Origin of the sequence: Pseudomonas sp. PGPR40 (assembly GCF_022014505.1) — a bacterium.
GTDB lineage: Bacteria > Pseudomonadota > Gammaproteobacteria > Pseudomonadales > Pseudomonadaceae > Aquipseudomonas.
Genome location: NZ_JAKLSP010000024.1, coordinates 19,606 through 32,380, shown reverse-complemented (window position 1 = coordinate 32,380; position 12,775 = coordinate 19,606). Strand labels below are relative to the sequence as shown.

At 58.8% G+C, this 12,775-nt stretch carries 12 protein-coding genes; 3 read left to right on the top strand and 9 right to left on the bottom strand.

Translation table 11 applies throughout. From position 1 onward, the window contains the following. Positions 1-248: 248 nt before the first annotated feature. Positions 249-1,166 carry a lipid kinase YegS gene (gene yegS / locus MEB48_RS20285; RefSeq protein ID WP_237885715.1) on the top strand — a complete coding sequence of 306 codons (918 nt, stop codon included), beginning with the start codon at positions 249-251 and terminating at the stop codon, positions 1,164-1,166. Here yegS and MEB48_RS20280 read toward each other — a convergent pair. The 3 genes from MEB48_RS20280 to MEB48_RS20270 form a co-directional block, all read right to left on the bottom strand. Next, positions 1,150-1,809 carry a response regulator gene (locus tag MEB48_RS20280; RefSeq protein ID WP_237885714.1) on the bottom strand — a complete coding sequence of 220 codons (660 nt, stop codon included), beginning with the start codon at positions 1,807-1,809 and terminating at the stop codon, positions 1,150-1,152. The two genes, yegS and MEB48_RS20280, sit on opposite strands and share 17 nt — an antisense overlap. Continuing rightward, positions 1,806-2,699, bottom strand: coding sequence for a sensor histidine kinase (locus tag MEB48_RS20275; protein ID WP_237885776.1), 894 nt, complete (start codon positions 2,697-2,699; stop codon positions 1,806-1,808). Before MEB48_RS20275 ends, MEB48_RS20280 begins: the two co-directional genes overlap by 4 nt. 427 nt (positions 2,700-3,126) lie before the next feature. Then, positions 3,127-3,597, bottom strand: a complete 471-nt coding sequence (locus MEB48_RS20270) for a hypothetical protein (RefSeq protein WP_237885713.1) — start codon at positions 3,595-3,597, stop codon at positions 3,127-3,129. A 464-nt stretch (positions 3,598-4,061) separates the two neighbouring features. On the opposite strand from MEB48_RS20270, the gene MEB48_RS20265 reads away from it, so the two are divergent. Next, entirely contained in the window at positions 4,062-5,000 is a 939-nt protein-coding gene (locus MEB48_RS20265; protein ID WP_237885712.1) for a chemotaxis protein CheV, read from the top strand. Positions 5,001-5,192: 192 nt separating this feature from the next. Beyond that, positions 5,193-5,999, top strand: a complete 807-nt coding sequence (locus tag MEB48_RS20260; protein ID WP_237885711.1) for an MOSC domain-containing protein — start codon at positions 5,193-5,195, stop codon at positions 5,997-5,999. 74 nt (positions 6,000-6,073) lie between these two features. Here the strand turns inward: MEB48_RS20260 and ppnP are convergent, their stop codons facing one another. The 6 genes from ppnP to atuC form a co-directional block, all read right to left on the bottom strand. Next, entirely contained in the window at positions 6,074-6,358 is a 285-nt protein-coding gene (gene ppnP, locus MEB48_RS20255) for a pyrimidine/purine nucleoside phosphorylase (RefSeq protein ID WP_095055494.1), read from the bottom strand. Positions 6,359-6,432: 74 nt separating this feature from the next. Next, positions 6,433-6,981 carry an exonuclease domain-containing protein gene (locus MEB48_RS20250; RefSeq protein ID WP_237885710.1) on the bottom strand — a complete coding sequence of 183 codons (549 nt, stop codon included), beginning with the start codon at positions 6,979-6,981 and terminating at the stop codon, positions 6,433-6,435. Between the two features lie 71 nt (positions 6,982-7,052). Continuing rightward, positions 7,053-9,014 carry an acetyl/propionyl/methylcrotonyl-CoA carboxylase subunit alpha gene (locus tag MEB48_RS20245; protein ID WP_237885709.1) on the bottom strand — a complete coding sequence of 654 codons (1,962 nt, stop codon included), beginning with the start codon at positions 9,012-9,014 and terminating at the stop codon, positions 7,053-7,055. A 134-nt stretch (positions 9,015-9,148) separates the two neighbouring features. Further along, complete coding sequence (locus MEB48_RS20240) at positions 9,149-9,946, bottom strand: enoyl-CoA hydratase/isomerase family protein (RefSeq protein WP_237885708.1); 798 nt, start codon at positions 9,944-9,946, stop codon at positions 9,149-9,151. Beyond that, positions 9,943-11,100 carry a citronellyl-CoA dehydrogenase gene (atuD, locus tag MEB48_RS20235; RefSeq protein WP_030132287.1) on the bottom strand — a complete coding sequence of 386 codons (1,158 nt, stop codon included), beginning with the start codon at positions 11,098-11,100 and terminating at the stop codon, positions 9,943-9,945. The genes MEB48_RS20240 and atuD overlap by 4 nt, the downstream gene beginning before the upstream one ends. Positions 11,101-11,155: 55 nt before the next feature. Beyond that, a complete protein-coding gene (gene atuC / locus MEB48_RS20230) occupies positions 11,156-12,772 on the bottom strand; it encodes an acyl-CoA carboxylase subunit beta (protein ID WP_237885707.1) in 1,617 nt (538 codons plus the stop codon). Positions 12,773-12,775: the final 3 nt, after the last annotated feature.

Here is a 12,775-nt window from a genome sequence, read left to right as displayed (position 1 = left end):
GGAATTCTATTCATTGTTTTTCACGTCCCTGTGGCAATTAACGGGTGATGGCTGAGAACCGAGACACAACGGTGTATCAATTGCCCAAGTGGGTCAATTGAGCCGATTCCTCACGTTTTGTAAGAAAAAATACCACTCTGTAGGACTCACGCTTCCTTCCGCTGGAAATAATTCAAATTTTTGCGACTTTTATAAGGGGCTGCGAGGTCAACATATCCCATGGAATTGCGGATATGGGAGTGGCAAAAATGAGTGAGCGCAAGGCGCTGTTGATTCTGCATGGCAAGCAGGCACTCAATGAGGAGGTCCGTGCAGCCGTCGAAGGCAAGCGCCAGCAGGGCTGGGAACTGGCTGTTCGACTGACCTGGGAGGCCGGTGATGCACAGCGGTTGGTAGAGGAAGCGCTGACGTCAGGTTATATGCAGCTGATTGCCGGCGGCGGTGATGGCACCTTGCGTGATATTGCCGAAGCCATGGCGGCGCATTCGACGCAGGCCAGTCTGGTGCTTTTGCCCTTGGGCACCGCCAACGATTTTGCTCGCGCTGCCGGTGTGCCTCTGGCGCCCGCCCAGGCGTTGGACCTGCTGGAGGCTGCCCCTCGAGCCATCGATCTGGGAGAAGTCGGCGGGCAGGTTTTCCTGAATATGGCCACCGGCGGCTTTGGCAGTCAGGTCACGGCCAATACCTCCGAGGATCTGAAAAAAATTCTCGGAGGCGCCGCTTATCTCTTCACGGGTTTATCGCGCTTCAGTGAGTTGCATGCGGCTTATGGCGAGTTGCAGGGGCCGGATTTTCACTGGCGCGGCGAATTGTTGGCATTGGGTATTGGCAATGGCCGTCAGGCTGGCGGTGGTCATGTGTTGTGCCCACAGGCGCTGGCTGACGATGGCCTGCTGGATATCAGCATTTTGCCCGCGCCACAGGAAGTGGTCAGTACCTTGAAAGACCTGCTGACCGATGGTTTCGGAATCGACAACATGTTTGTGCGAGCTCGCTTGCCATGGGTCGAGATAAAAGTCTCGGAGGGGCTTTATATCAACCTTGATGGTGAACCTCTGGAGGGTGATAGTCTGCGTTTCTCGGCGCGTCCGGCGGCATTGCGTGTGCATTTGCCCGAGGGTTCGCCGCTGCTGAGCGTCTCGAACCCGGCTAATCGTCCAGACTGATGATTTGCTCGCGTACAGCGAACAGCACCAGGCCGGCCACATCGTAGATCTGCAAGCGTTTCATAATCTGCGAGCGGTGGGTTTCGACGGTCTTGATGCTCAGGCTCAGGCCATTGGCGATTTCCCGGGTGGATTTTCCGCGAACAATCAGTCGCAGGATTTCCAGTTGACGTGGCGTCAGGTTGTGCGAGTCCTGGTTTTGCGCCTGATTTTTCTGGTGTCGGGTCAGCGCCTGGTTGATGACGGTATGAGCAATGGCCGGACTCAGATAGCGTTCGTTATTGCGCAAGGCATCCAGGGCATGCTCGAGTTCGCTGGCCGTGGTGTCCTTGAGCAGGTAGCCATGAGCCCCTGATTCCAGTGCCTGCATGATCAGCGCCGGGTCGGTGTGCATCGACAGAATGAGCACTTTGCACTGCGGACGTACTCTTTTGAGTCGTTGCAAGGCTTCAAGGCCACCGGTTTGCTTCATGGAGATGTCCAGCAGAATGATGTCCGGGGATAGCTGCTCGACCATCTCGACCAACTGCGAGCCATCATTGGCCTCCCCGATTACCGCATAACCGGGAATATCCAGCACCAGAGCCCGCACGCCAGCCCTGATAAGCGAGTGGTCGTCCACCAGAAGTAAGTTACAAGTCAATGCATAACCTTATTCGTACTGGCCCGTTCCAGCGCACGGGGCGCCCAGGGGAAGAGTGCTTCTATTTGAGTGCCTTTGCCCGGTTCGCTGGTCACCGTCAGTGTGCCACCCAACTGATCGGTCCGTTCCGACATCCCGGCCATTCCGCGTTGCCCCTCGCGTGCGGGATCTGCCGCGGGCGAGAAACCCAGGCCGTCATCGCTGATCAACAGCGTCAGGCCCTGGGGCAGGCGTTGCAGGCGGACCAACAGATTACTGGCCTCTGCGTGACGCAATATATTGGTAATCGCTTCTTGAGTGATTCGAAAAGCCGCCACTGCCATTTCCTCCGGAATGCCTGTCAAGCGTTGATGGCATTCCAGGCTCCAGTGCACGGAGGTATTGGCCAGGGTTTTGAGCAAATGCGCACGCAAACTGGCTTCCAGTCCGAGACTGGCCAATTGCCGCGGATTCAGGATGGCTGAAACGTCACGCACCTTGGTCAGGGTTTCGTCCAACGTTTCGCAGAGTACCGAACACTGCCCCTGCAGTTCTTCGGGCAATCGTCGTTTGAGCCATTCACTTTGAAGTTTGGCGGCGGTCAGCAATTGACCGATGTCATCATGCAACTCACGGCTGAGCCGGTGGCGTTCGTTTTCCTGCACTTGCAGAAGACGGTCAGCCAGTTCTTGAGGTTGAAACTTTATCGATTTGCGCGAGAGGCGATGTCCCACCCAGACACAGGTCAACGCCGCACTATTGAGTACCAGCAAACTCACCGGCAGAGGCATGGACAAGCTGTAGACCAGCAGGCTGCCGAGCGCCGAGCAGACGCACAGTAAAAGCGTGAACCGGCGCGCGTTTTTTCGGGAAGGTGGCCACGGGGCCATTGACTTGAGGCTGGCGTACATAGCGGATGGAGCCAATGAATGTTCGCTGCGGGCAGACCGGCCATAAGGGCTGACGGGTCTCTGGGGTGGAAATCTGTTGTGTGAGTTCGCCTTCAATGGCAGCGGTGCAAGTGCTTGAAATTCCAGCCTTCAATGTGCTCGTCTGGAATGACTCTGTCATTAATTGACGTCAATTAACGGTCGGCATACTACCACTTAAGATACCGTTGGTCGCGTTCGGTATATAGCGCCATACCGACAGGAAATATAGTGTTTGGACAATCGTTCCATAATGGAAAAAGCGTCGAATTTTTATCGTGAAAAGATATCGATTGCCTGACAAGCTCAGGGGATTATTTGTTTCGAGCTATCGTTGACTGGAATGAAATATTCAATTGCGACGAGCACATCAAATGACGGCGAGCGTCATGGCAATACGCGGGTGATTTTAAGTTGGTCGTTCCGAGAACGAAACGAGCCCGAACGGTCTGGAGTGGCTGAACGGCTGAAACTGACTTTGCCCCACTTGAAACGCAAACGCTTCAATTAGCGAGCTCTGTTCACTGTCATCGAGACCGAGTTGGCCGGTAGTGTGATCGATGAGTTCGAGTTGCCAAGCCATTAATGTGAAGCAGTCCTTGAGTGCATCCAGGGCTTGATCGTGCAGGTCCATGCGGTTCTGCGCGCGGCTCAGCAATCCATGAATATGCAGCGAGAACTCCGAGACCGACGCCAATGCCAGGGCATCGGCCTTGCTGGACAGCTTGAGAAGGGTACTGAGCATGCAATCGATGGCGTCCTTGTCATTGCTGATCAGTTGCAAATGACTCAGGCATTCCTCGGATTTGGCCAAGAGTGTTTCAGCCTCGACGAGAAACTCTGGAAATCGTTGAGCCCACTCTTTGCTGTCGTTCGGCATGTTTATCTCCACAACGTCATGTCAGATAAGGGAATGTCGTGTGTGCCGATGGGACACACTACGTGTCCCGGCGCTGCCATGCCTTTGTGAGATCGCGCTCTGGCAGGTGTGAGTGCCGACAGGGAACTCGAGAGGGTGGATGGCCACTGAACTGCGATCGCACACAAAAGCCTGACTCCGTTCATGCGATGAGAATGGCGTCACATTAATGGCTATTGGATATTGCGAATATCAGGTTGGGCCTGATTGTCACTAGGGGAATCCCTTACGCAAGGGAACCTAACGTGCAAACCGAGGTCGCGCGGCAGGGAATGAAGCAGATGAAAATCACGGAGTCAGTAAAGCATGATGTTAATGTGACATCAATGCTGGGTCGTGGCATTTTGTCTGGGAGTCAAGGTCCGGCAAAAACAGCCGATAACTCCCTTTAGTGAATTCATCAGAACAAGCCCAGGAGTCATTAAATGGCCGGCATTCTCGACACGGTAGACCAACGCACGCAACTGGTGGGTGAGAATCGCCTGGAAATTCTCATGTTTCGGTTGGCCGGACGGCAATTGTTTGCGATCAATGTCTTCAAGGTCCAGGAAGTGTTGCAGTTGCCGAAGCTGACCCTGATGCCGCAACGCCATCCCTTTGTTTGCGGTGTGGTCAACCTGCGTGGCCAGACGTTGCCGGTGATCGATTTGTCTCAGGCCATCGGTATGCGCCCGCTGGTGCCAAGCCCCACCAGTACCATCATCGTCACCGAGTACAACCGCTCGGTGCAGGCGTTTTTGGTCGGTGGCGTGGACCGCATTGTCAACATGAACTGGGAGGCCATTCTGCCGCCGCCGACCAGTGCCGGTCGCCAGCATTATCTGACCGCCATCAGCAAGGTCGATGACCAACTGGTGGAAATCATCGATGTTGAAAAAGTCCTGGCCGAAATCGTTCCGTACAACGCCAAGGTATCGCGCGACAAACTCGACGATCCGGTTCTGGAGCGCGCCCGTGGCCGTGAAGTGCTGCTGGTGGATGACTCGAACGTAGCCCTGTCGCAATTGCGCGACACCTTGGGTCAACTGGGCGTGAAGATGCACATCGCCAGCGATGGCTTGAAGGCGTTGAACATGCTCAAGGCCTGGGCCGATACGGGCGAAGTCATGACTGACAAGCTGCTGATGATCTTCACCGATGCGGAAATGCCGGAGATGGACGGCTATCGCCTGACCACCGAAATCCGCAACGACCCCCGTTTGCGCGGCCTTTATGTGGTCTTGCACACCTCGCTGTCGGGCAGCTTCAACGACTCGATGGTCAAGAAGGTCGGTTGCGACAACTTCCTCTCCAAGTTCCAGCCCGACAAACTCGTCGACGTGGTGCGCCAGCGCTTGATGCTCGACGCAGTGCCGGTAAGTTGAGCGACGAAAATCCTGTAGGAGCGTGGCTTGCCCGCGAAGGATGCACCGCGGTTTTTCAGGTATTACGCGTCATCGTTCTTCGCGGGCAAGCCACGCTCCTACAGGTTCTGCGCAGACCCCCTCGCCACAGGGCCTTTGATTCGGCAATCAAGCTCGTATAGGGTGGCGTTTTTACCCACCAGGGAGTTGGCCATGCTGCGTCTGAGCGCGCTTTATCGTTTTCCGTTGAAATCCGGCCAGGGCGAGACCCTCAATCAGGTCAGTCTGGACAAACTGGGACTAGACGGTGATCGACGCTGGATGCTGGTGGACGAGGCCAGTGGGCGCTTCCTGACCCAGCGCGCGGTCGCGAAAATGAGTCAGCTGTCGGCGTTGTGGAATGCCGACGGCGGCTTGACCCTCACTGCCCCGGGCCATTCACCGATCGATATTGCGTTGCCTGATGGCGATGCCGATCTGCGTGGCGTGACCATCTGGCGCGACACCTTGCGCGTTCCCGATGCGGGCGATGCGGCGGGTGCCTGGGTCAGTGAGTTCATCGGCAAGCCGACGCGCCTGGTGCAAGTGCCGCTTGATCGCGCGCGGATCACCCAGGCTGGCTATGGCAAGGACGATGATCAGGTAGCTTTTGCCGACGGCTTTCCGTTGTTGCTGATTGGTCAGGCGTCGCTGGAAGATTTGTCGAGCAAGGTCGGGCGGCCGCTGGAGATGTTGCGTTTCCGGCCCAATCTGGTGATCGAGGGCAGTGAAGCGTATGCCGAAGATAGCTGGAAGCGTATCCGTATTGGCGATGTCGAGTTCCGCGTGGTCAAGTCCTGCTCACGCTGCATTCTGACCACTATCGACCCGCAGACCGGCGAACGCAGCGAAGATCGTGAACCGCTGGTCACATTGCAGAAATACCGCACCGAGGCCGACGGCGCGATGTTCGGACAGAATCTGGTCAACGACGGTAACGGCCGCCTGGAAGTCGGCATGCCGGTGACGATCCTCGAATAAAAACCCTTCAAAATGAAAAAATGCCCGTGTCCTTGGACACGGGCATTTTTTTGTCGCAGTGAAAACCCAGGGGGTTAGCCGCGGTATTCGCACAGGTAAGCGGTGTCGACGGCCACTTTCAGCTGGAATTTGCTGTTGGCGGGCACGTTGAACTGGCTGCCGGCGGCGAAGGTTTCCCAATTATCGCTGTCAGGCAGTTTGACGGTCAGGGCGCCGGACACCACGTGCATGATTTCACGCTGGGCAGTGCCGAATTCGTATTCGCCCGGTGCCATGACGCCGATGGTCGCCGGACCTTCAGCGGTGCCAAAGGCGATCGACTTGACGGTGCCGTCGAAGTACTCGTTGACTTTAAACATGGGCGGTTCCTCGAAAAGGGCTAAAAAGGGCCGGCCAGTATGCACAAGGTGTCGATAGGCGTCACCTCCTGCACTCAAGGATTAGCGGGGAAAATCAGCGGTAACAAACGCGCAGTATTTCGCGCGTCTTCCAGTGCCCGATGCTGCTGACCGTTGAACTGCAGGCCCGCCAGTTGCAAGGCTCCATTGAGGTTCAGCGGGCGCTCGAGCCGACAAGCCTTGGCGAAGCGTTGCTTGAGGTTCATGTGCGGCACCCGGCTCAGGGCGCTGTCGAGTTGCAGGCGCTGCCAGTCCTGAAGCAGTTGTTTGCGGTCGTAATCGCCCCAACTGGCCCAGCCTTCCAGGCGCGCGTGATGTTGGCCGAGCCAGCGTTCGAACAACGGCCAGACGTCGGTGAGCGGCTGTGCGACATCGATATTGGCCTGGGTGATGTGGGTCAGCTCCCGGCAAAACGGCGTCAGTAAGGGCCGGCGCAACGGGCGCACGAAGCACTGGAAGTGATCCAGTTCCTGGCCCTTGCGGTCCACGAGGGTGGCACCGATTTCGATGATTTCCATTTCCGTTACTGGCCAGCCACCCTCATCGGTGGTGGCTTCCAGATCAATGACCAACCAGTGAGGCATCGCAGGGTTCCTGGTATCCGCGTCCTGATAGGGCTTGAGCGTAGCCAAACCCGACGGATCCGCCTAGCGGCTTATTCGACCTCTAACAAAATCTGACGATTTTTGACCTGATCGCCGACTCTGACCTGCAAGCGTTTGAGTACGCCGTCGATACCCGATTTGAGCGGATGCTCCATTTTCATCGCTTCGAGCACCACCAGCAGTTGACCTTTGCTGACCGGGCTGCCCTCACTGACCAATACATCGACGATCGCCCCGTCCATCGGCGCCTTGAGCGTGCCGGAACTGACACTAACCTGTCCGCTGACCAGCGCCTGGGTCCGATCGACCAGCCGCAGGCTGCCGGGGTGCGTGAACAGCCAGAGTTGCCCGGCTTCCAGGCGGTAGGCATGGCGTTGGCGGATGCCATCGATTTCCAGGGTAGCCCAGCGTCCGTCGCACCCAATAACCTTCACTTCGAGGGCGCGAGTGCCAACCCGAGCACGGTAGGGTTTGCCAGGCTCAGCGTTCAATTCCACCGGCCAATCCTGATCCTCCAGACCTATCCGATAGTGCAAAGGCACGCTGGCGTTGTTGCGCCAACCGGCCAGCGGGCCGCGATGAACCTGCGCCGAGGCCTGATAGAACAGCGCCGCGGCGATGGCCAGTTCTTCGGCGCTCGGCACGTGAGGATGCAGGCAGGGATGATCGACGAAGTACGTGGGGATGAACCCGGTGCTGAACTCGCCGCTGATGAACTGCGGATGTTCCAGCAGGCTGGCGAGCAAGCGCTGATTGCTTTGCACGCCCAACAGTACGCTGTCCTGCACCATCCGCAATAACTTGCGTCGGGCTTCTTCGCGGGTGGCGCCGTGGGCGATGAGCTTGCCCAGCATCGGGTCATAGAACGGGCTGACAGACTGGCCTTCGATCAGGCCGTGGTCGATCCGCACGCCGCCCTGCAACGCAGGCTCCCAGGCTGCAATTCGTCCGGTTTGCGGCAGAAATCCCTGGGCTGGATCTTCGGCGTACAGGCGCACCTCCATGGCATGCCCGTTGAACTGCACCTGCTCCTGTCGCAACGGCAGTGGCAGCCCTTCGGCGACGTGTAACTGCCAGGCCACCAGATCGAGGCCGGTGATCAGTTCGGTCACCGGGTGTTCCACTTGCAACCGGGTGTTCATCTCCAGAAAGTAAAACTGCCCGCGAGCATCCAGCAGGAATTCCACTGTGCCAGCGCCGACGTAATTCACCGCGCGACCCGCCTTGAGCGCCGCCTCGCCCATGGCCTGGCGCAACTCGGTGGTCATTATCGGACAGGGCGCTTCTTCGATGATTTTCTGGTGGCGGCGCTGGATCGAGCAGTCGCGCTCGCCGAGGTAGATCAGGTTGCCATGCTGATCGCCGAACACCTGAACCTCGACGTGACGTGGATCGATCAGGGCTTGCTCGAGGATCAGTTCGCCGCTGCCAAACCCGTGCAGCGCTTCGGAACGCGCGGTGCGGATTTGCTCCAACAACTCTGCAGCGCTGTGCACCAGGCGCATGCCACGACCACCACCGCCAGCGCTGGCCTTGATCATCAGCGGGTAGCCGATGCGCTCGGCTTCGCGGCTCAGGGTCGCGTCGTCCTGCTCGCTGCTCTGATAGCCGTTAATGCAGGGCACGCCCGCTTTGATCATGGCGAGTTTCGACAGACGTTTGCTGCCCATCAGCTCGATAGCCTCGGGGCTCGGACCGATGAAGATGATGCCGGCCTGTCGGCAGGCGAGGGCGAATTCTGCGTTTTCCGAGAGGAAGCCGTAACCGGGGTGAATCGCATCGGCACCGGTACGCCGGGCGGCGTCGATGATTGCCGGGATATTCAAATAAGACTGCTGCACCGGGGCTGGGCCGATGTTTACGGCTTCGTCGGCCATCTGCACATGCAAGGCATCGGCGTCGGCATCGCTGAACACGGCGACGGTGCGGTAGCCCAGTGCTTGCGCGGTGCGCTGGATGCGGCAGGCGATTTCACCGCGGTTGGCGATCAGTATTTTGCTGAAGGCGGGCATAGGATGTTTCCATTTTATTGCGGTGAATGTGAAGGCCTCTTCGCGGGCAAGCCTCGCTCCTACAGGTTCAGCGATTGCCGCGTGATTTGGGCTCGACACAAAACCTGTAGGAGAGAGGCTTGCCCGCGAAGCTCTTAAAGGGCCCACCCCGGTTTACGCTTCTGCACAAAAGCCATCGTTCCCTCGACGCCTTCATCCCCGGTTACCGCTTCGCTGAACCACTCGGCCGCCTGATCCAGCAGGCCATCCGAGAGTTGCCCCGCACTCGCCAGCAACAGTTTTTTGGTCACCGCATTCGCCCCCGGCGCGCAACACAACACATGGGCCAGCACTTCATCGAGGCGCTCGGCCAGGGCTTGCGGATCATGCTCGACAAAATGCACCAGCCCCATCCGTCGTGCCTGGGTGCCATCGAACCGTGCGGCGGTCAGGGCCAGTCGGCGGGCCTGGGTCAGGCCGATGCGCTGCACCACGAACGGCGCGATCTGCGCCGGTAACAGGCCGAGGCTGGTTTCCGGCAGGCCGAATTGCGCCTGATGATCGGCCATGGCGATATCACTGACGCAGGCCAGACCGAAGCCGCCGCCAAGCACCGCGCCTTGCAGCACGGTGATGACCACTTGCGGCGCGTGCTGGGTTTCTTCCAGCAGAGCGCCGAACGCACGGTTCAATTCGCGGTAGGCGGTCGGGTCTTGAGCGCGGGCATTGGCCATGTCCTTGATGTCGGCACCGGCACAAAAATGCCCGCCGGCACCGCCGATCACCAGTGCGCGAACCTCTCGGTTATCCCGCACCGCCGCCAGCACCGCACGCAGTTCGGCGACCATTTGCAGGCTCATGGCGTTGCGACTGTCGGGACGATTAAGGGTGATGTGCAGAACGCCGTTGTGCCGTTCGAGCAACAAGGTCTGACAAACAGGGAGGGTGCTCATTTCTTTTTCCCCGGCAGGATGCCCATGAGTTTGCAGATGATCCCCAACATGATTTCGTCGGCACCGCCGCCGATCGATACCAGCCGCACGTCGCGGTAAGCCCGCGCCACCGGGTTATCCCACATGAAGCCCATGCCGCCCCAATATTGCAGGCAACTGTCGCTGACTTCCCGGCCCAGCCGCCCGGCCTTGAGTTTGGCCATCGACGCCAGACGGGTGACGTCCTGGCCTTTGATGTATTGCTCGGTGGCCTGATAGACCAGCGCCCGCAGGCATTCGATTTCGGTTTGCAGTTCGGCCAGGCGGAAATGAATGACCTGGTTGTCGATCAGCGCATTGCCGAAGGTTTTGCGCTCCTTGCAGTACTCGATGGTGCTGTCGACGCAGTACTCCAGGCCTTTGATCATGTTCGCCGCGCCGAACAGCCGTTCTTCCTGGAACTGCAGCATCTGCATCATGAACCCCGCGCCTTCGTGGCCGATGCGGTTGCGTTGCGGCACGCGCACGTTGTCGAAGAATATCTGGGCGGTTTCCGAGCTGCGCATGCCGAGTTTGTCCAGGTGCGAGCTGAGGCTGATCCCAGGGCTGTTCATCGGCACCATGATCAGCGACTTGTTGATGTGCGGCTTGTCGTCCGAGGTGTTGGCCAGCAGGCAGATGAAGTCGGCGCTCGGCGAGTTGGTGATCCACATTTTGCTGCCGTTGATTACGTAGTCGTCGCCGTCCTTGCGGGCGGTGGTTTTCAAACCTGCCACATCGGAACCGGCGCCGACTTCGGAAACGCCAATGCAGCCGACCTGCTCGCCAGTGATCGCCGGCCGCAGGAACTCATCACGCAGTTCATCGGAGCCGAATCGCGCCAGGGCTGGGGTGCACATGTCGGTTTGCACGCCAATGGACATCGGGATGCCGCCGCAATGAATGGTGCCGAACTCTTCGGCAGCCACAATCGAATAGCTGTAATCGAGCCCCATGCCGCCGAATTTTTCCGGTTTGGAAATCCCCAGCAGACCGAGGTCGCCAGCCTTGCGGAAGATCTCATGGATCGGAAAACGCCCGGCCTTTTCCCATTCCTCGACGTGAGGATTGATCTCGTGATCGACGAATTGCCGGACGGTGCGGCGCAATGCTTCGTGTTCCTGGGTGAAGATCATTTTTTATTGTTCTCCTGGCGGGCTGCATTCCCACGCAGAGCATGGGAACGATCAATCAAAACCTCGCGACGCCAAAGCTGTTGGGTTGCAACGAACGAACCTCGGCCTCATGGCAGATGTCCAGCAAATACCCGAGCAGCGTGCGGGTATCCCGCGGATCGATCAGCCCGTCGTCCCACAAATTGGCGCTGCCATATAGCGCGGTGGACTGGCTGTCGAGTTTCTGCGCGGTGACCTGTTCCAGCATGTCGAGCATTTTCGGGTCGGGCACCAACCCGTCCTTCAGCTGTTTGGCTTCGGTGACGATCCGTAACACTTTGCCGGCCTGAGCGCCACCCATCACCGCAGTGCGGCTGTTAGGCCAGGCGAAGATGAAGCGCGGGTCGAGGCCACGGCCGCACATCGCGTAGTTGCCGGCGCCGTAGGAACCGCCGACGACGATCGTCAATTTAGGCACCCGAGCATTGGCCACCGCTTGAATCATCTTCGCGCCATGTTTGATCACACCTTGCTGTTCCGACTCGGTGCCGACCATGAAACCGGTGGTGTTGTGGAAAAACAGCAGGGGCGTCTGGCTCTGGTCGCAGAGCTGAATGAACTGTGCAGCCTTGCTCGCACCTTTGGGCGTAATCGGGCCGTTGTTGCCGATGAAGCCGCAGGCGCGACCCTGGATCTGCAAATGTCCGCAGATTGTTTGCTGGTCGAACTCGCCCTTGAATTCGAGGAAGTTCGAAGCGTCGGCAATCCGGGCGATGATTTCGCGCACGTCGTAGGGTTTTTTCGGGTCATCCGGGATCAGACCCAGCAGTTCGTCGATGGGGTAGAGCGGTTCTTCCCAGCGATGTTCGGGTAACCATGGCAGCTGATCGTTCCACCGCAACAGGCTCATGATTTCGCGTACCAGGCGCACACCATCGGCATCGTTCTCGGCCAGGTATTCGGCGGTGCCGGCGGTTTGTGCGTGCATCTCGGCGCCGCCCAGTTCTTCATCGGTGGCGACTTCGCCGGTGGCGGCCTTGAGCAGCGGCGGCCCGGCGAGAAACAGCTTGGCCTTGCCGCGCACCACCACCACGTAATCCGACAATCCCGGCTGATAAGCACCGCCCGCCGTGGCCGAGCCATGGACCACGGTGATTTGCGGCAGACCCATGGCCGACATCCGCGCCTGATTGGCAAAGCTGCGCGCACCTTCGACGAAAATCTCCGCCGCGTAATTGAGGTTGGCGCCGCCGCTCTCGGCGAGGGTGATCACCGGCAGTTTGTTTTCCATGGCGATCTGTTGCAGGCGCAGGGACTTTTTCAAACCGCTGGGGGAAATGGTTCCGCCCTTGATCGCGCTGTTGTTCGCCACCACCAGCACCCGTGCGCCGGACACGTAACCGATCCCGGCGATCAAACCGCCGCCGGCCGAGCTGCCATCCTTGTCATCGTGCAACTTGTAGCCGGCCAGGCTCGCCAGTTCGAGGAACGGCGCGCCGGGGTCGAGCAATAGATTAAGGCGTTCACGGGGCAGCAGTTGCCCGCGCTTGTCGAACCTGGGCTTGGCTTCGGCGGCTTTGCTCAGCAGGTTCTGTTCGAGCTGACGGACCTGCTCGATGCCGGCCAGCATGGCCGCCCGATTGCGTGCGAACGGTTCGCTGAACGGGTCTACCTGGGACTGGATGGCCGGCATGGG